This window comes from Paenibacillus sp. CB74 (assembly GCF_055687625.1).
Genome location: NZ_CM146009.1, coordinates 1,259,889 through 1,279,241, shown reverse-complemented (window position 1 = coordinate 1,279,241; position 19,353 = coordinate 1,259,889). Strand labels below are relative to the sequence as shown.

General features: G+C 47.2%; 14 protein-coding genes. 1 reads left to right on the top strand and 13 read right to left on the bottom strand.

Annotation, left to right across the window (positions count from 1 at the left end; all coding sequences use genetic code 11):
- Window positions 1-226: 226 nt before the first annotated feature.
- From ACX9NY_RS05870 to ACX9NY_RS05810, 13 genes are all read right to left on the bottom strand, one after another.
- Complete coding sequence (locus ACX9NY_RS05870; RefSeq protein ID WP_472477546.1) at window positions 227-2,899, bottom strand: PBP1A family penicillin-binding protein; 2,673 nt, start codon at window positions 2,897-2,899, stop codon at window positions 227-229.
- Between the two features lie 170 nt (window positions 2,900-3,069).
- Complete coding sequence (gene hfq, locus ACX9NY_RS05865) at window positions 3,070-3,312, bottom strand: RNA chaperone Hfq (RefSeq protein WP_017687918.1); 243 nt, start codon at window positions 3,310-3,312, stop codon at window positions 3,070-3,072.
- 373 nt (window positions 3,313-3,685) lie between these two features.
- Window positions 3,686-4,642: a tRNA (adenosine(37)-N6)-dimethylallyltransferase MiaA gene (gene miaA / locus ACX9NY_RS05860; protein WP_472477544.1), complete on the bottom strand. Its 957-nt coding sequence runs from the start codon at window positions 4,640-4,642 to the stop codon at window positions 3,686-3,688.
- Complete coding sequence (locus ACX9NY_RS05855) at window positions 4,623-5,408, bottom strand: class I SAM-dependent methyltransferase (protein WP_472477542.1); 786 nt, start codon at window positions 5,406-5,408, stop codon at window positions 4,623-4,625. Before ACX9NY_RS05855 ends, miaA begins: the two co-directional genes overlap by 20 nt.
- Window positions 5,409-5,425: 17 nt before the next feature.
- Window positions 5,426-7,633, bottom strand: a complete 2,208-nt coding sequence (mutL, locus tag ACX9NY_RS05850; RefSeq protein WP_472477540.1) for a DNA mismatch repair endonuclease MutL — start codon at window positions 7,631-7,633, stop codon at window positions 5,426-5,428.
- Between the two features lie 21 nt (window positions 7,634-7,654).
- Window positions 7,655-10,465, bottom strand: a complete 2,811-nt coding sequence (gene mutS, locus ACX9NY_RS05845) for a DNA mismatch repair protein MutS (RefSeq protein ID WP_472477538.1) — start codon at window positions 10,463-10,465, stop codon at window positions 7,655-7,657.
- Between the two features lie 203 nt (window positions 10,466-10,668).
- Window positions 10,669-11,919 carry a putative amidoligase domain-containing protein gene (locus ACX9NY_RS05840; protein WP_472477536.1) on the bottom strand — a complete coding sequence of 417 codons (1,251 nt, stop codon included), beginning with the start codon at window positions 11,917-11,919 and terminating at the stop codon, window positions 10,669-10,671.
- Between the two features lie 201 nt (window positions 11,920-12,120).
- Window positions 12,121-12,681 carry an outer spore coat protein CotE gene (locus ACX9NY_RS05835; protein WP_339234691.1) on the bottom strand — a complete coding sequence of 187 codons (561 nt, stop codon included), beginning with the start codon at window positions 12,679-12,681 and terminating at the stop codon, window positions 12,121-12,123.
- Window positions 12,682-12,756: 75 nt separating this feature from the next.
- Window positions 12,757-13,734: an aromatic acid exporter family protein gene (locus ACX9NY_RS05830; RefSeq protein ID WP_124116373.1), complete on the bottom strand. Its 978-nt coding sequence runs from the start codon at window positions 13,732-13,734 to the stop codon at window positions 12,757-12,759.
- A gap of 347 nt (window positions 13,735-14,081) precedes the next feature.
- Window positions 14,082-14,873, bottom strand: a complete 792-nt coding sequence (locus ACX9NY_RS05825; RefSeq protein ID WP_278299201.1) for an ABC transporter permease — start codon at window positions 14,871-14,873, stop codon at window positions 14,082-14,084.
- Between the two features lie 38 nt (window positions 14,874-14,911).
- Window positions 14,912-15,706 (bottom strand): ABC transporter ATP-binding protein, encoded by a 795-nt coding sequence (locus tag ACX9NY_RS05820; protein ID WP_472477533.1) that lies wholly within the window; start codon window positions 15,704-15,706, stop codon window positions 14,912-14,914.
- Window positions 15,707-15,734: 28 nt separating this feature from the next.
- Entirely contained in the window at window positions 15,735-16,739 is a 1,005-nt protein-coding gene (locus ACX9NY_RS05815; RefSeq protein WP_339255888.1) for an ABC transporter substrate-binding protein, read from the bottom strand.
- Between the two features lie 160 nt (window positions 16,740-16,899).
- Entirely contained in the window at window positions 16,900-18,414 is a 1,515-nt protein-coding gene (locus ACX9NY_RS05810; RefSeq protein WP_339234696.1) for a carboxypeptidase M32, read from the bottom strand.
- A 352-nt stretch (window positions 18,415-18,766) separates the two neighbouring features.
- Between ACX9NY_RS05810 and ACX9NY_RS05805 the strand changes: the two genes are divergently transcribed.
- Entirely contained in the window at window positions 18,767-19,342 is a 576-nt protein-coding gene (locus ACX9NY_RS05805; RefSeq protein ID WP_339234698.1) for a beta-class carbonic anhydrase, read from the top strand.
- The last annotated feature ends 11 nt before the right edge of the window (window positions 19,343-19,353 follow it).

Below are 19,353 nucleotides of genomic sequence, written 5' to 3'. Positions count from 1 at the left end.
GTAATAACGTCCGCATGATAAATTCCAGCGCTCTGGCCCACCTTGCACAACGTATTACGAATAGTTACAGCTTACCATATTTAAGGTATACACTCAAAATCAAGCTTTGTCCCACCTATTCATTAAATGATCTTCTATTAAAGAAGGTTCGTATAACCAAAAAAACTGCTTCACCGAAATTCCGGGAAGCAGTTTAATTCATGCAGCTATTTAGTTATTTACTGGTTTAGCCGCCAGTTCCAGCTTGAGAATCTGCAGGTTCGTCTGTTCCTCCAGTGTCACCACTCGTTCCGCTGTCTGGAGTTACAACCTCGCCCGGTGTTGTTACGGCCCCATCATCAGAGCCTTCACCTGTACCGCCTGGCTCTGTTGTCCCCTGACCAGGTGGGGTCGTGTTTCCTCCACCAGGTTGACCGTTACCTTGGCCGGCTCCGCTGTTATTACCATTGTTTCCATTATTGCCGTTATTACCATTCCCATTTCCGTTGTTGCCATTTTCATTCCCATTTCCGTTATTACCGTTCGAGTTGCCATTATCCGGCGAACCATTGTCCTGATTCTCCGTACCTGGCTGCTCAGGATTTATTTCTGTATCAGGGTCTATACCAGGATCAGGTTCCTCTGGTGGCATTTCCTGCGCTTCAATCATCAGGGAAATGGTGTTCGAAGGATCCGTCTCCTGTCCTGATGCCAAGTCGTAAGCTGTCACATAGTACTCATAGGTCAGGCCAGGCAATGCACTTAAATCTTGTGCACTGGTCGATCCCACTGAATCAATGAGATGCGTAAACTGGCCTTCGGAGGTTTCTTTACGATACACCCGATATGGAGTGCTCGTGTCACCTGTTCCAGTCCAACTCAGTGAGACTGTTTGAGCATTTGGATCGTATGATCCACTCAGACCACTAACGGATAGGGCTGGTTGTTCTGGTTCTTCTACTGGCGGAGGTGCCTGCCCTCCAGCCGGTGTTTTGAATTGCTTCACTGGAACGCCTTTTAACGCATCCCCCATGACTTTGGCAAAGAAAGCTGCTGACAGCTTACTGCTGTTCTTAAGCATATGATTGGCATCCGGATTGTCATAGCCCATCCAGACTGCGGCAGTCCATTCCGGTGTGTATCCAACGAACCATACATCACGGTTGGCACTGTTCCCAGAGATACCACTTTGAACCGTTCCTGTTTTACCCGCTACCGGACGATCCAGACGTGCCGAACGTCCCGTACCATCATTAACAACATTCTGCAGCATCTGTGTAAGCTGATACGCATTTTGCTCGCTCATGACACGCGTGGTGTCCGAGTTATCGTGTTTATACGTGGTTTTGCCTGCGCTATCCTTTATTTCCTTAATCGAATAGGCTTGACGGTATTCTCCGAGATTGGCAAATGCACTATAGGCTTGCGCCATTTCCAGTGTATTTGTCCCTTTACTCAGACCACCGAGGGCAATTGCCAAGTTTTTGTCTTCATCTGTCAGCTGTATACCTACACTCTTGGCAAAATTAATACCTGTGTTAACGCCGATTTTATCAAGTAACCAAACCGCAGGAATATTTTCCGATTTCGTAATGGCATCTGTCATACTGATCGTCGAAGAATATCCATGCAAATTACCGGGACAGTAGTTACCAAAACATTGCTTCGCATTGCTCAGCGCCGAGTTGGCACTGTAGTTTCCTGTTTCAAGCGCCGGTGCATAAGACACAATTGGTTTAAAAGCAGAACCCGGCTGTCTTCGACTCTGCGTTACACGGCTATAACCTTTAGTCTGATAATCACGTCCACCCAGGAGGGCAACGAGACTGCCATTCTCGTGGTTCATGATGACCATGGAACCTTGAACCTGTTGATCGTCTTTACTTGCCTCGAACAGACTATCGTCTGTAAAGGCAGTTTCCATGGCTGTTTGAGCCTGTGCATCCATGGTTGTATAGATTTTGTATCCGCCAATATTCAGATCATCTTCCGTTTTACCTGTTACGCGTTCAGCTTCACGGAGCACATAATCTATAAAGGCTTGATACTTCATGTCTTTCTCTGGTCGCTTGTAGTTATAGTTAATCTCTTTTGCTTCATCCATCTCCGCCTTGGTAATGTAGCCTTGTTCATACATCAGCTGTAATACCACACCACGGCGTGCTTTGGAGTCGTTTGGATTGCTTACCGGGTTATAGGCAGAAGGGCCTTTCGGCATGGCTGCCAATGTAGCAATTTGCCACAACTTCAACTTCTTGAGATCGGTAACTCCAAAATAAAATTCAGATGCCGCTTTAATCCCGTAACGCTGATGACCGAAGAAAATCCGGTTCAGATACATCGTCAGGATTTCGTCTTTGGTGTACTTGCGCTCCAATGCCATGGCAATGGATACTTCCGTTGCTTTACGGAAGAACGTTTTGTCACGGGACAAGAACATGTTCTTGGCAAGCTGCTGGGTTAGTGTACTACCACCTTCCACCATGGAACGAGCCATGACATCCTTAACCGCCGCACGCCCAATGGACCAGATGTCCACGCCCTGATGATCGTAGAATCGCTTATCCTCTGTTGCAACAAAGGCTTGCTTCACCAGCTCAGGAATATCATCTTCTTTGACGGGTTCCAGCTTCTGAATGGATAGCTCCCCCATTAATTGGCCATTGCGATCATATACTTTTGAAGTTTCATTAATTGTAGTTTTGTCCTTGTTGGCTTTGAGCAGATTTTCACCACTCACCATAATAAATAAATATCCGCCTAGTGCACAGAATATGGCGATTGCCATTGTGAAAAACAGTGTCCATCCAACGCGTTTACCCGTAATTTTTTTCTTTTTAGAGGTCTTTGGCTTCGCTTTTTTGGGTGACTTGTTATTGTTGTTGCGATTATTAGACCTCGACAACGGATCGTTTGGCATGTTACCTCCTGACTCCCTTTCAGTTGCATAATTTCTATTCGTCTGTTGGCTCAAGCATATATTAAACATATTTTGCCCGGAATGAAAAGAACAACCCTTTATTCAGGTTGCTCTGTTTCAATACCTATACTTGTAGACGAAATGGTTGGTGAAAAGGTTTCGTAATTTTTTTAAGCTTCGCCGCTATTATCTTGCTGCATCAGCGATACGCTGCGTTGCGGCGTGAACGTGGAGATGGCATGCTTGTAGACCATTTGCTGGCGTCCGTCGCTGTCGATGACGATCGTAAAATTGTCAAATGCCTTGATCGTCCCGCGGATTTGGAAGCCGTTGGTCAGATAGACCGTAGCAGGAATATTTTCTTTCCGCAGTTGGTTCAAGAACGTATCTTGGATGTTGATGGACTTGTTCATTAGCCGTACCCCCATTGGTTCATTTGAATTCGTGTTCAAGTAATATTCAATATCGCTGAGTAGCTTTCGTGCTATTATATCATGAACAGTTTCATATAATCCACAAAAACCCCTTGTCTGCTATTTTACACCCATTCTTGGCAAGGCAAACAAATAGAAGACTTATCCATTATACACCGCTTGCCAGTTTTGCAAAAGAGGGACAAACTCTTCATTTTAAAGCTCATTTATTCATTGTTTGGCGAATTTTTAATCTCTTACACCTATTCTAGTGATACATAAAAACCTCTATCCTTCTGATGACCAAAAGGTAGAGGTTTACATATCTTGATCTAATCGATGCCTGTCAGAAGAATACTAATCATCGCTCAAATCAATCAAATTTTTGTGTAATCAATTCACTTATTTGCTTGTATTTCCCTTCAAAATCCTGGGTATCCGTCATGTCTACCCATTCAATATCCTTCATATGGCGGAACCAGGACAGCTGTCTTTTGGCAAACCGGCGCGTATCCCTCTTTAACCACTCAACCGCAGCTTCCCAACTCACTTCCCCTTGCAAGAACGCTGCAATTTCCTTATATCCCAGCCCTTGCATGGAAATATGACCTCTCGCCACGCCCCGTTCCAACAAGGATTTCACCTCATCTACCAGACCTTGTTCGATCATCAGATCAATCCGCTCTTCTACCCGGGCGTATAACTTCTGCCGATCCATTGTCAAACCAACAATAAGAAGGTCATAAGGCGACTCTTTCTTCTGTACTGCCAGCTGATCAGACCACTTCTCGCCTGTGAGGTGATGAATCTCAAGCGCACGCACAATTCGCCTTTGGTCATTCGGATGCAGACGATCTGCACTGACCGGATCAACTCTCCTTAGACGATCATGAAGGGCCTGTGCGCCATATTGCTCCGCATAGCTGAATTGTTGCTCCCTGAACGCTTCATCCGAACCACTATCGGAAAATTGGAAGCCGTAACATACCGATTCCACATACAGACCGGTGCCACCTACAATAAAAGGCATTTTACCACGTTCATGGATTTCACAAATCAATCGGGTGCAGCTCTCTTGGAACTCGGCCACGGAGTAAGGGTACTCCGGTTCATGAATATCAATGAGATGATGAGGTACACCCTTCATTTCTTCAGAGGTAATTTTAGCAGTTCCGATATCCATTTCACGATATACCTGCATCGAATCCCCTGAGATAATCTCACAATCGAAAGCTTGGGCAAGCTCGATGCTCATTCTTGTTTTGCCTACTGCTGTTGGTCCAACCAGCACAAGCAGTTTGGGTTTTGGTTTAACTTCCACGTTCAACATTAATCACTCCGTACAGGGTTTTTGCATTCGCTCGATCAAGTATTTCAAATCCGAGCCTGTCAAACTCCGCGCTGCCGCGCTTTTCTTTCATCACTACCCTTTTACGGGCGACCCGTCTCGCTTCCATAATGCTCTCTTCATCCAGCGCATGAGCATTCGCATAATCTCGCAAGGGCTGTATCGCACTAGAATCCATCATCGGTTCACGGAACATGGGGTCAAAATATACAGTGTCACAGCTTCGATCTGGCATGGAACGCAGTAAATCAAGATGATCCACATGCCGCAGATCTATCCGCCGAAAAGCCTCATCCACCAAGGGTTGATTGCTCTTATAATGCGACATGCCCTCCAGCAACAGTGTATAGAGTGGTTGAGAACTTTCGCAGGCGATGACCCGTCCACTCAACCCAGCCGCAACCGAAAATACCAGCGCATCAGAACCAAGTCCAGCGGTACAATCAACAATGGTGTCCCCTTCAAGTACCGCACCAGCTTCCAGCATGGGATCAGCTTCGCCTCTTAGAACACGTTTAGCGCGAACAAATCCCATACTGGGGTGAAACTCAAGCTCCGTTGCATCTTTGCGAAACAGACGGGCTCTGCCATTGAGTACCACTAATATTTCATTGATACCATAATGTTCAATCAGTCTGGGTAAAGACGTTCTATTGCGCGGTACGTAGGTACCTCCTGTCGTTTCGGCAAGCTTACGCGCACGCTCCACCTGAGAGGTAATCTCCTTGTCACCGGTTGTAATATACATAATGTCCCCCTAAATAGCTACATCACTCGTTTAAATAATTTTTCCAGATCATACGTTGAAAATGAAACCACAATCGGCCGCCCATGTGGACAGGTGTAGGGCTGACGACATGAACCCAGACGCTGAATCAGTACTTCTGCTTCCTGATCCGTCAGCTTCTGATTGGCTTTGATGGACGCTTTGCAGGAACACATGATGGATGCAGCTTCTCGCATCTTGGCCACATCTATGCTGCGTTCGCTTAGAACCCATTCGGACATCTCTTCGATAATGTCTTTCTCATCCCCTTTGGGGAACCAGAACGGATGGGAACGAACACGGAACGTCTGTCCACCAAAATGCTCCAAATATACACCGGCCTGCTCGAACCAGGCCAGCCTTGTTTTCAGTTTTTCCGTCTCCGAAGGTGTGAATTCCAAAGTAATCGGCAGCAGTAACTCTTGTGAGGCTTGAGCAGGGTTGCCGAATTTCTCGTAATAATATTCATAATTCACACGTTCATGAGCGGCGTGCTGGTCAATCAAATATAAACCTTGGTCATTTTGCGCGATTAAATACGTACCATGATGCTGTCCAATGAGGCTCAGCTCCGGAAATGCCGGCATGGATGCATCCGATTTAATGGCCGCAGCAAGTTTCGTGGCATCAGGCAAACCTGAAGTTTTCCACGTCCGTTCAGTTCTCACACTCGAAGACGGATTGAAGGGTGAGCGTGCTTCCCTAACCGGCAAAGTTACGGAATCGGACTGGTAGGTAGTCGGTTTGCCATCAGTCAGCGGTTTCTCTGCTGCTACACGATCTTGAGAAGACAGGTCAGACTTTGGAGAAGCTTCGGAAGAACTTGCACTTACCTCTTTAGTAGCTTCCTGCACGTTAGCATTTGTCTGCCCTCCATCATGACTCGACCCCTTCTGCAAAATATGCCCGTTCCAACTTTCTAACTGCTCAGGGGGGTGTGTAACCTCAGGTGGAGCTTCGGGCAGCGGCACGGTTTGTCCCTGTTCAGATAACGGCTGTACAGCGGACAGATCCGCCGGAGCATCCAAATCCAGATCATCATCTTCCGTAGTCAACTTTAACAATGCATTAGAAGGTTTCCCAAGTGGACCTTGTTGCCCATACCCTTCTGCATCAGACTGGTCTTTCTGCGGACCACGCGGAAAGAGGAATTGTTCCTGAATAAAGGAACTATCATCTCCGCGTCGAATCTGCTGCTTTTTGACCTGCGGAATCAATACTTCCTGCCGGAGGATTCCCCTCAACGTCGTCTCCACAAATTCATAGAGTTCTGGTTCCTTGCTAAAACGTACCTCCAACTTGGCCGGATGCACGTTCACATCCACAAGAGAGGGATGCATCTCCAACTGCACCACGACAAGCGGGAAGCGATTGATGGGCAGCAAGGTATGGTAGGCTTTGAGAATCGCCTGATTGAGACCGTAATTGCGAACAAATCGTCCATTAACGATCGTCGACATACCACCACGATTCGCTCGTGTCCATTCTGGCAGGCTGATCAGCCCGCTCACCCGGTAATCCAGACTTTCTCCCTGAATAGGAAGCATCGCTTTGGCAGCACTTGTCCCATAGATCGCTGCTACCACTTGCAGCAGATCGCCGTTGCCCAACGTCTGTAGCAAAACATTCTCATTATGGCGCAATCTGAACGAAATGTTTGGATGTGACATCGCCATTCGGTATAGAACATCAGATATATGTCCGAGTTCCGTCTGGATCGTTTTCATATATTTGAGTCTGGCTGGTGTATTGTAAAAAAGTTCTTTCACTGCAAAATCTGTACCTTGGGGCGAGGTCGCATCTTCATGAGAGACAAGGTTCCCGCCTTCAATTACAATGCGGCGCCCCCGCCCGTCATTGTTACTTGCCGATAACACCTCTACCTTGGAGACTGCGGCAATACTCGCCAGGGCTTCCCCGCGAAATCCAAGACTTGTGATCTGGAACAGATCTCGTCCATGGGCTATTTTGCTGGTTGCATGACGATAAAAGGCAGTTTCCATATCCTCTGGCTCGATACCTGACCCATTGTCTTTGACACGAATACTGAGGAGTCCGCCCTCTTCCACAGTCACCTCAATCTTGGTGGCGCCTGCATCCACCGAGTTTTCAAGCAACTCCTTGACGACTGAAGCAGGTCGTTCGACCACCTCACCAGCCGCAATCTGGTTGGCAATATGTTCATCTAGCACATGTATTTTCGCCACAGGTTTTCCCCTCCCTTATATTCAGGATAATTGCTGTGCCTTCAATTTGAGATCATTTAATATCTGCATCGCCTGAAGAGGCGTCATGTTCATGACATCGATATCTTTCATCGTCCGTATGAATTCTCGTGCTGGCTTATCTTCCACCACAACTACATCCGTTTTCGTTGCCACGTTCGGCTCATCATCCCCAAAGATGGACAGTTGAACCACATCCGAATGGCTTGCTCTGGACTGTGCTTTGCTGTTAGATTTCTTGGTATTCTGCTTCCCAGCTCCGGTTGAATCTTCAATAGGAAATGTGTAATCTGCACTTTCCGCAGTATCATGCTCCCGGAGTATAGACGCTGAATCCGTGTGTTGGAGCTCTCCATCTTTTAATCTCAAGCCTGCTTCCTGCTTCTCGTTTCCGATGTATTCACTACCCACCGCTACTTGCGCAGCCGCATGTTCGAATCCATGCAACAGTCCATTCGCCCGCTCAATAATGCTATCAGGCAGACCTGCAAGGCGTGCACAATAGATACCATAACTGCTGCTGGCTGCTCCGGCAATCAGTTTGCGCAGGAAATTAACCTTGTCACCGCTCTCCTGTACCGCCATCGAGTAGTTTGCCAGCTTGTCCAGACTCTCCTCCAGATGAGCAAGCTCATGGAAATGTGTGGATACGAGGGCTTTACAGCCGATGATATCATGTACATATTCAATAACAGACTGAGCAATAGCCATGCCTTCACTGGTTGATGTTCCCCGTCCCAATTCATCGATTATAATCAGACTGCGTGGTGTTGCTTTATCCGTCATGACCTGAATGTCAGCCATCTCCACCATGAATGTGCTTTGTCCACCAATGAGATCATCCGCTGCACCAATTCGTGTGAAAATGCGATCCATGATCGGCACCTCCGCTTGACCCGCAGGCACAAAACAACCCACTTGCGCCAAAATGGAAATTAAAGCGACTTGTCGCATATATGTGCTCTTACCAGCCATATTCGGTCCAGTAATCAGCAGAATACGGGCCTCTTCCTTGGTCATTGCCGTGTGATTGGCAATAAATGCACCATCTCGCATGACCGCCTCGACCACCGGATGGCGTCCTTCTTCCACAACCAGATCATAACCGTCGGTCAATGTAGGCCGTACAAAGTTTCGCTCAGCACTAATCACCGCAAAAGATTGATACACATCAATTTCGGCTACCTGTTCAGCCAGCTTTTGCAATCTTGCAATCTCTTTGTTCAGCCGCTCGCGCAGTTCTGCGAACAGTCCATACTCAATATCAACCATTTTGTCCTGAGCTTCGAGAATAAGCGTCTCTTTTTCCTTCAACTCCGGCGTAATGTAACGTTCTGCATTGGCAAGTGTCTGTTTACGTTCATAACGTCCCTCCGGCAGTGATGACAGATTGGACTTGGTGATCTCGATATAATAACCAAACACTTTGTTATATCCAATCTTCAGCGATCGAATGCCTGTCGCCTCGCGTTCTCGCGCTTCAAGCTCCGCAATCCACTGTTTCCCGTTAACCGAAGCCTCACGCAATTCATCCAGACGTTCATGGTACCCTTCACGAATCAGGCCTCCATCCCTTACGGATACAGGCGGCTCGTCCACAATGGCTTGCCCGATCGCTTCAAGCAGATCATTGCAATCATCCATCGTTTCGGCAATATGCTGAAGTGTTGCGGAAGATGATCCTGCGCAATGCTGACGAAGTCCTGGAATTTTCTCCAGTGATGATTTGAGCGCATTCAGGTCACGACCATTGGCATTACCAAACGCAATCCGGCCAACCAAGCGCTCCAGATCATAGATATCTTTGAGTTCTGCCCGCAGGTCCTCACGCAATATAAACTGGTTGTACAACGTATCCACTGCTTCAAGACGCTCATTAATCTTCCCTTTTTGCAATAATGGCTTATCGACCCAGCGACGCAGCATTCTTGCACCCATGGACGTCTCGGTCCGATCAAGCAACCAGAGTAATGAACCTTTTTTGGAGCGTTCACGCACGGTTTCAACCAATTCCAGGTTCCGGCGGGTAAACGGGTCCAAGATCATATAATGATCTGGCTCATACGTTGAGATTTGGGTTAATTGTCCCAGAGAGCGTTTCTGTGTCTCACTCAGATAGGAGAAAAGACGTGCAATGCACGCTTGACGTTCAGGTTCTAATCTTGCCCACACAGCCTCACCAAACTGCTGCCGGACCAAATCTTCCTTATTCTTTGTCCATGACGTGTAGACCACAGGGCGACCGATTGGAGATGCCTCGGCTTCTACCGTTTCAAGCAGCGCTGCATCCCCCACCAGCTCCGATGGTTCGTAGATGCCGATTTCATCTTTAAGCCATTCTTTGGAATAGGGTACGGATGTCACATACAACTCACCCGTTGACAGATCACAGGCTGCGAGCGCGAGCGTATTTTGATTACCAGTAAGACACACCATGTAGTTGTTGGATTTGTCCCCTAGTGTTTTGCCTTCCATTACCGTTCCGGGTGTAACCACACGAACAATTTCACGTCGTACCATGCCTTTGGTTACACTCGCATCTTCCATCTGTTCACATATCGCAACTTTATAGCCTTTTTCAATCAGACGCTGTATGTAATTGTCAGCCGAATGATAAGGTACACCGCACATCGGAATTTTGTCATCCGTGCCTCCGTTACGTGCAGTCAGCGTGATCTCAAGTTCACGAGCAGCATTAATCGCATCCTCGAAGAACATTTCATAGAAGTCACCCAGTCTAAAAAATAGAAAAGCATCTTGTGCTTCGGCCTTCACTTGCAAATATTGTTGAATCATTGGCGTATACTGAGCCATGATGAATATCCTCCATCCCGTTCCTATAATGTCAGGAAGAAACGCGTCTTGGAAGGACAATAAGACGGTCAGGCACCGTGTTTGCGCCTCCGCCTTATGTTTTGGCTATTCGCCACTTCCTTCAAAGGTTGCTGCTCCATATCTTCCGTAATTACTACTTATAAAAGACTTGTTTCTTATTATATCAAAAAAACGTCCGTTCTTCATGAACCTGCCCGAATATTCCAGAGTTTACGGATATCCCGGCTCTCATCCCAGGTTCTTCCCAATTTTAATTGAAGGAGTAATGGAGACGCATACCGTTCATAACGTGCATATCCCTCCAATCTCTTCAGATCATCTGCCAGAGCTGGAATGTGTTCCTTGATCACTTCACGCTTTCCTTCATAAAAAGCGGTGTGAACCTCCGCTTTCTCCAACGGACGCCGCAGTAATTGAGTATACCCGCTAGCGATTAAACCTGCCAATGCCACAACGCCCTTTGCAACAAGGGGTGACACAAGAAAGCTGGGTAACGTTCGATACTCAAACCCACCGTAGGATTTCAGGCGAAAATCACCAAGCGCTCCATAACGTGGACGTCTTCCCGATCCACGCGGGTCCTGAAGAAACGCCAGTGGCAATGCCAGATAATTGTCCAGTGTGCGGAGCAGTTCCCCGGTAAGGTTCACGCCGCTAAAATGAATATGACCACCAAGAGGTAACCCCCGCTGTGGCATCCCCCCTGCCTGCCAGATGAGCGAGTGATCGCTAATGCTGCGGGAAGCTGCTGCAAATGCCCTCATCAGATGAGCCAGTAGCTCTCTTGGTTCGGAGCTGGGAGCGGGCCGTAATTCGGCAACCGGGTAGATGCGCCGCCCACCCATTGTCACGGAATCACAGCCTGCCATTCCGGTACGTTCCAGAAATCTGGAGGCGGGGACGATTTTGGATTCTGGCATCTGTACCAGAAGAAACTCAGGGTCCATGCCAAGTATGGGAATAGGTCTGCGACGCTGCTCCTCATCCAGCAGTTCCTGATGCTGCTTCCAGCTTTCTCTGTAGGTAGCCGCGAGGTTCGTCACCCCTTTCCACGGACTCGGATCGATCGAAATGACTGCACAACCACCATTCCCTGAGGATTCCATTCGAACGGCTCCATGATCCAGTCCCAGTGTGTACAGCGTTTTGATCGCAAGTCGTTCTATGCGCTTAAACAAGGTTGAACTCGTTTCACGCTCCAACAGCGTTTCCTGCGCCCCTCCCATGCCACTCGTATCCTTGCGTTTGATCCGGATCGCCTGCAGACAACTTATCTCTACATCATAGCGTACACGCAAGCCTGGTTCTCGTTTGCGCCGATCGCGCAGTGACAATACTTCAATGCCTGCCTGTTTCAACCGTTCTGTACGTTCTCCGGAGGTCATCCTTTCATATCGGCGTAATGCCTCCTCCGCTTGTTCCATCACATTCATAACGTCTCCCCCTACCCGATCATGCAACAAAATAAAAATAACCCCGCAATGCGGAGCCTTCCCGTGAAAGGTATTCCATGCGCATTGCGAGGCTCGTTACCACCCATTTTTCAATATTTAAGAAGAAAGAGGGCTTACGCCCTCTTCACCGCGCCTTCTGGCGCATATGATACCTTAGGTTATCAAATACTTGAGTCAATCTCACAGCTCATCGTCGAGCAGGTCGGGATCGAGATCGTCATAATCTCCATCACCACTGCCAAATTCATAATCCTTGTCTTCGTAATCACCGCAACCATCTGTGCAGACCTTCACACAAACTTTGGTTTCGGCAACGAGTTCTACAGCGAATTCCCGTTCTACCCGGATAATTACACTGCTTCCACCCGCCGATACTGTGGCTTCCACACAGCTAGGTTCCTGCGTTGCATCCGCAGATACCTCCACTGTGGAAGTCCGGTGTTTCGGGTCCAGATAGGACAAAGGCACATGTTCTACATACGACACCGTTTCTTTGGCTACATCCGTCTGCGAATTCTTGTCATAGGAATACCAAATGTTGATATCGTAAGTACCAATAACTTCAATTCCGTCACCCGCTGATACGGCTTCATATTGGTGGTTGATAATCCAAGCCCCCAAAATACTTGTCGGACCATTTGGCGGAGTCACGGTATGTGTTACGGTAGAGAACTTACGACCTTTGCCGCAGATCGCCTTCGTGATAATCTCTCTACATTGATGTTTATGACTCAATGACATCTTTAAACCTCCTCCATACAATCATTCACTACAAGTGTATGCAGGGCATTCGTCTAGGGTGACAACTATTTTCTATTATTCGTTTGTAGATTGGGACCGGTCCGATATTGGGGACGGTGCTTTGTCCTTCTTCGCGACTTTCAGATACAGCGCGAGTTCACGGCACAACTGGAGAATTGCGGAACGAATCTCGAATTCTTCCCTTGTATCCGGCAGCTCCATACGTTTGAATTCTTCTTGCACATTCGCAAGAAGTTTTTCAGTTCGTCCGGTGTAGGATTCAGTAAGTACATCCTGACTGAGCTGATCGAACAGTTCCGAGACCATTTCCGCGTGTGGCATCTTCTGATAGATCTGGGACACCAGATGCATCATGTGCTGGATGGAGTCGAGCTGCGTTTTGCGCATATAGAAGTAGACGCTCCATTCCTCATTCGGATGAATCACCTGATTCTCCAGAGAACGCTTGGCTGCATCAATACCACCCAGAATCGCTTTATCTGCTTCAATCAGTTCTCTACCCGCCCATGCTTCATTGGGATTACGCAGCGTCGCCGCGAATTCTTTGAAAATCTTCGAAAAGAGTTCATCGATCCGTTTACGAATGCGCAGCATCTGTGGATCTGCTGCTGGCATATAGGCCAGGTTAACCGCCATTGCGGAACCAAGACCAATCAGTAACAAAGCAATTTGTACGAGGACAACATTCACGTCCATCTCTCCGCCGCTGAACACGCGAAACACAACGACTGAACCTGTTACAATACCTTCCTTGAAGCCCACCCGGACAATAACCGGGAATGCGATCAATATGTATACGGCCAGTACCCAGTAATGGAATCCTAGAAAGTGAAAAAGTACACTTGCAAATAGAAGTCCAACGACTGAAGCAAAGAACCTCGCCGATATGGTGCGAATACTTCGTTTTCTCGTTACATCCACCCCAAGAATGGCAAGCAATCCTGCTGAGGTTGGTCCTGGCAAGCCGCACCAGTCCGCAATCAACACAGCCATTAATGCGGCGATTGCGGTTTTAATTACCCTAAAACCCATTTAACATTCCATCTCCTCTAAGCTGTAAAAAAATTGTTAGCCAGCTCGTCGCCTCATTCATTTATCATGACTAGTATGTCTCGTCCAAGTGTAAACTAGACGACATCAACCGACATGCGCATGCATGCCGGTCACAGCAATACGCCCCGAATGAGGGACGCTGGCAAGTTAAATCGTTGCGACAGAACCTCAAGGCCCTCTTCTCCAATCATCGCATTCATTCCGGATCAGCGCGGAATATTCATACTAAATATGGTACTTGATTTTACGGTATCGGGCAACGTGACACCCCTTGTGAAATTGTATACATATATAAACGTTCATCAAACGAACAAAACATAGCCACATTATCTGCGCCCAGCCAGCAATTTGCGCTCTGCATAGACAACAAGTTGATACATGGCCGTTGCAACTGCTGCAATAATTAACAGACTTGATAACACAAGCGTGAAGTTGAATACTTGGAATCCATAGATAATGAGATAACCAAGCCCTTGTTTGGCGACCAAAAACTCCCCTACAATTACACCCACCCAGGCCATGCCTACATTCACTTTCAAGGTGGATACAATCGCCGGAAAAGAAGCTGGCAATACAACTTTCGTAAAAATCTCGGAACGGTCTCCACCAAACGTACGAATCACTTTAATATAATTGGGATCCACTTCATTAAAGCTGTTATACACCACCAGTGTTGTAATAATGACGGTGATGGACAACGTGGTCATGACAATGGCTGTAAAACCTGCGCCGAACATAACGATAAAGATTGGGCCGAGTGCTACCTTTGGCATACTATTGAACACAACCATATAGGGGTCCAGCACTTTGGACAAAAAAGGAGACCACCAAATTAAAACCGCAAGCAAAGTTCCAACGAGTGTCCCCAGTAAAAAACCAACGGCCGTTTCCCCTACGGTTACCCCAACATGCGCCCATAATTCGCCACTAGCGATATCCTTGCCAATCTGTGCAAATATCTTGCTTGGATAACTGAATAACAGTACATCGATCCAACGGAGCCTGCCCGCCACTTCCCATAACAAGAACATACATACGAGCATAGATAACTGTACGGCAAGAACTTGATGTCGCCATCTGGCCACCTGCTGAATATGATTCCGATGCAGCTGTCCCATCCATTCGTCACGCTTTTCCTGCTTCGGATTCGTTTGATTCACGCGTCTTTCTCACCTCCCCCGGGCTGATCCAGTTCACTCCATAATGCCTGAAACAATGCATTGAACCCTTCTTGCTCCCTGGCATGGAATGGCTGAGCCTTCCGAATTTCATCGGGAATGATAAATTCACGACGAATGCGCCCAGGATTGCGATCAAGTACAATGACGCGATCACTGACTGCAATGGCTTCAGACAAATCATGGGTGACGAGTACAGAGGTTTTGCCAAACTGTTTTAACGTGTCCGAGACCAGATCTTCCAATTGCAACTTGGTTTGATAATCGAGTGCCGAGAATGGTTCATCCAACAATAAAATTCCCGGGTCGGTTGCCAGCGTGCGCACCAGAGCCACCCGCTGTCTCATGCCCCCTGAAAGCTCTGAAGGGTACTGATTCTCTGTTCCGGCCAAGCCCATACTGATCAGCAGTTCCCGTACACGCTCACGACTCCGTACATCCAATCTGCCTGTCAGTTCAAGACCAATCAATGCATTATCGAGAATGGTCCGCCATGGAAACAGATAGTCCTGTTGAAGCATATAACCAATCTGTGCGGAGGGACCGCCAACGAGTTTCCCCTTAACCTTAACCTCTCCTCGGGTGGGTGTGAGCAGCCCGGCGATGATCGACAACAATGTCGTTTTCCCGCATCCGCTCGGTCCAACGAGGCTGATGAACTCTCCTTTTTGGATCTCCAGACTCAAGTCTTCAATCACCAATGAAGCTTCCCGCTCGCTGACGTATACTTGAGAGATCCCCTCCAGTCGGATCACACTTTCGGATTCAGGCATTCTGCTCACTTCCTTTCCTGAATACCCATTATTTTGAATTTGCAGCTTCTTTCGCATAGACATTATCCACAATTGCATTCATATCCACGCGTTCTTTCAACTCTCCGGCAGCACTCATAACATCAAGCAGATTGTTCCACTCTTCTTCATCAATGATCGGGTCCGTAGCGTAGCTGCCCTGTTCTTTATAACGATTTACACTGCTGACCAGAATGGCTGGATCAATGTCTTTGAAGAAAGGAGTAATGACTTCTGCAACCTCTTCAGCCGTATGTGAATCTACCCACGCTTGCGCTTTGTGCAGACCGTACGTAAACTTTTGCACGATATCCTTGTTGTCGTTAATATAGCTCTGTTTCGTCATGAAAACTGTGTAGGGCAGATCACCACTTTCTGCTCCAAACGATGCTACAACCTTACCTCGACCTTCTTGTTCAAAGATCGATGCCTGGGGTTCAAACAGTTGAACATAATCTCCCGTGCCTGAGGCGAAAGCAGATGCAATGTTGGCAAAGTCCACATTCTGAATCAGCTCCAGATCACTCTGCGGATTAATGCCATGTTTGTTCAATGCGAACTCCCCTGCCATTTGCGGCATGCCGCCTTTGCGCTGTCCTAAAAATGTGGAATTCCTCAGTTGCTCCCAATCGAAGCTGCCTTCGGGGTTACGTGCGAACAGAAAAGTACCATCCGTCTGGGTGAGTTGAGCAAAGTTAATGACCGGATCTTCCGCTCCCTGCTGATAGACGTATATGGACGTTTCCGCTCCTACCAAGGCGATATCCACCGAACCTGCGAGTAATGCCGCCATCGTTTTGTCACCGCCAGCAGTCGTCTGAATATCCACCTCAAGTCCCTGCTCCTCAAAAAAGCCTTGAGCCACAGCCACATACTCCGGTGCGTAAAATACCGAGCGAGTCACTTCGCCAATCGTAATTTTGGCTTCATTCTCTTCCTTATTACAGCTGGTAAGCGCCACAATGATAATCAGCAGAATAACGATGCCCCGGACGAACCATGGCGTGTATTTCATGTTGTTTCCCTCCTTCACTGGTTTCAGCAGTTTCTCTCTATTATGGATATGCTGCTGCCCAACAAAAGGTTAAGAACTTGAATGCAAAAAAAGAGCCGGGCAATGATGCCCGACTCTTCCGCTATTCATAATGCTATTCAATACGTTATATATGTGGTACCTACAGCTTGTAGATCTCGGCGTATTTAGCTTCCAGGTAATCAGCAAGATAATCCGGGTTCAATTCTTCACCCGTTACGGCAACAATCAATTCGGAAGGTGTCCGACTTTTCCCATGCCGGTAGATCTTGTCTGTAAGCCATTCCTTAATCGGAATCAGATTACCTTCGGCAATGAGGGTATCAAACTCCGGCATTTCCTTACGCAATGTATGTAGAATTTGTGCTGCATACATATTGCCCAGAGAATACGAAGCAAAGTATCCAAAGTCGCCACCAGACCAGTGAACATCCTGCAGAACGCCCTCTCCATCATTCGTTGGCATAATACCAAGGTATTCCTTGTATTTCGCATTCCAGGTCTCTGGCAGATCCTTCACTTCCAAGCCATCGTTGAATAACATTTTTTCAATCTCATATCGGATAATAATGTGCAGATTATAGGTCAGTTCATCCGCTTCAATCCGAATGAGTGAACTCTCCACCCGGTTGATTGCACGATAGAAATCTTCCAGTTCAACTTCGCTCAGTTGCGGGAAATGCTGCTGCAAATCTTTGTAATAGCGTTCCCAGAATGGCAGACTGCGACCAATCATGTTCTCCCAAAGACGGGACTGAGACTCATGAATTCCCATGGACGTTCCTTCAGCCAGAAGGGTACCCGCCAGACTGTCATCAATATTTTGCTCGTACAGGGCATGTCCGCCCTCATGCAGTGAACTGAAGACTGCGCTTGCTACATCATCCTGCAGATAATGTGTTGTGATCCGCACATCACCCGGGTTAAGCCCCGTTGCAAAAGGATGCACACTCTCGTCCAAGCGTCCAGCTTCAAAGTCATAGCCCATTTGTTCCAAGATGAACAGACTGAACTTCTCCTGCTGTTTGGTGTCAAACAACTGATTCAGGAACTCTGTATTGGGCTGGTTGTCCGAAGCATTAATTTTCTCTTGCAAAGGCACCAAACGTGCTTTGAGCCGAGCAAATACAGCATCCACTTTTTCAACGGTCAGATCCGGTTCGTACATATCAAGCAGCGTATCGTAACGCGTATCCTTTACACCCCAATAATCAATAAACTCTTGTTTGAGCTTAACGATATCTGTCAGATATGGGGAGAACCCTGCAAAATCACTGTTATGCTTGGCATCTTCCCAAGCAGTTTCGGATTTGGCCGTGAGTACGGTATAGGCTTGCACTTTCTCAGGTGGTACGGATTGACTGCGATCATACTCTTTCTTGCAATCTTCAACCAGACGACGATCTATATCTTCGAGTTGTTCCAATACTGCTGGAGTAGTCAATGCATCCAGGTAGGTTTTCATGTCAGCCGAGGTTTGCAGCTTGAATGCTTCGGTGGACAACATACCCAGCGTCTCTGAACGAGTCGGAACGCCTTTTTTGGGCGCACCTGTGCGCAGATCCCAGTGAAGCAAACCAATGGCTTCATGATAGCTCTTGATTTTACGAGCCAGATTACGGAAGGATTCCAAATGTTCCTGTGTTTGTTTATCCATTGTTATCGTTCACCTCTTCAAAAAAAGTTTATTCACCTATTGATGATACTTTTCCTATTGCGTATAATCAACTTTTAACAGAGGCAAATCGCATTATCCTCCTCAAGATACGTGTTCCAAAAGTCTGGTTTTCATTACCGAGAAGATAGAAATGAATTTCAACTTCGATGCTGATGATGCCCTTCGGGCATGATTTGTAATCAAAAGTGGACTTTTTGAACAACCTCTATAAGGTTGGAGTAATGCCATTTGCTGACCGTGATACATTATTAAAGCAAAAAGGCGCGTAGGACAAGCTGCATCAATTGCAAGTGGCCGTGCTCGTCGTATTGGATAACAGGAGGCAATGGACATGAATAACATTCAAGAGATTTTGGCTTACAACAAATCATTTGTCGAGACTAAAGAATACGAGAAGTATACGGCTAGCAAGTTTCCAACCAAAAAGATGGTCATCATCACTTGTATGGATACCCGTCTTGTAGAGCTGCTGCCGAAAGCGATGAATCTGAAAAATGGCGATGTAAAAATCATCAAAAACGCAGGTGCCATTATCTCTCAACCTTTTGGTAGTGTTATGCGTTCTGTATTGGTTGCTATCTATGAATTGGGCGCTGATGAGGTATTGGTGGTAGGTCATACAGAATGTGGTATGGCTTCCCTGCATGCTGAAACGATGATTGGTCACATGACAGAACGTGGAGTTTCAGAAGAGGTCATGTCTACGCTTGAAAATTCCGGCATTCGTCTGCAAAAGTGGCTGCGTGGGTTTGACAGTGTTGAAGAAGGGGTAAAAGGAACTGTGGAAGTGATCAAGAAGCATCCATTACTTCCTCCCAATGTACCCGTTCACGGCATGGTTATCGATTCTGCCACAGGTGAGCTTGATGTTGTCGCTGAAGGGTATGGACAACAGGCATCTCTCTAAATGGTTTGGAG

Coding starts and splice junctions, on each gene's coding strand:
- ACX9NY_RS05870 (WP_472477546.1), bottom strand. CDS start 2,899: ATGCCAAACGATCCGTTGTCGAGGTCTAATAATCGCAACAACAATAAC.
- hfq (WP_017687918.1), bottom strand. CDS start 3,312: ATGAACAAGTCCATCAACATCCAAGATACGTTCTTGAACCAACTGCGG.
- miaA (WP_472477544.1), bottom strand. CDS start 4,642: ATGTTGAACGTGGAAGTTAAACCAAAACCCAAACTGCTTGTGCTGGTT.
- ACX9NY_RS05855 (WP_472477542.1), bottom strand. CDS start 5,408: ATGTATATTACAACCGGTGACAAGGAGATTACCTCTCAGGTGGAGCGT.
- mutS (WP_472477538.1), bottom strand. CDS start 10,465: ATGGCTCAGTATACGCCAATGATTCAACAATATTTGCAAGTGAAGGCC.
- ACX9NY_RS05840 (WP_472477536.1), bottom strand. CDS start 11,919: ATGAATGTGATGGAACAAGCGGAGGAGGCATTACGCCGATATGAAAGG.
- ACX9NY_RS05835 (WP_339234691.1), bottom strand. CDS start 12,681: ATGTCATTGAGTCATAAACATCAATGTAGAGAGATTATCACGAAGGCG.
- ACX9NY_RS05830 (WP_124116373.1), bottom strand. CDS start 13,734: ATGGGTTTTAGGGTAATTAAAACCGCAATCGCCGCATTAATGGCTGTG.
- ACX9NY_RS05825 (WP_278299201.1), bottom strand. CDS start 14,873: ATGGGACAGCTGCATCGGAATCATATTCAGCAGGTGGCCAGATGGCGA.
- ACX9NY_RS05820 (WP_472477533.1), bottom strand. CDS start 15,706: ATGCCTGAATCCGAAAGTGTGATCCGACTGGAGGGGATCTCTCAAGTA.
- ACX9NY_RS05815 (WP_339255888.1), bottom strand. CDS start 16,739: ATGAAATACACGCCATGGTTCGTCCGGGGCATCGTTATTCTGCTGATT.
- ACX9NY_RS05810 (WP_339234696.1), bottom strand. CDS start 18,414: ATGGATAAACAAACACAGGAACATTTGGAATCCTTCCGTAATCTGGCT.
- ACX9NY_RS05805 (WP_339234698.1), top strand. CDS start 18,767: ATGAATAACATTCAAGAGATTTTGGCTTACAACAAATCATTTGTCGAG.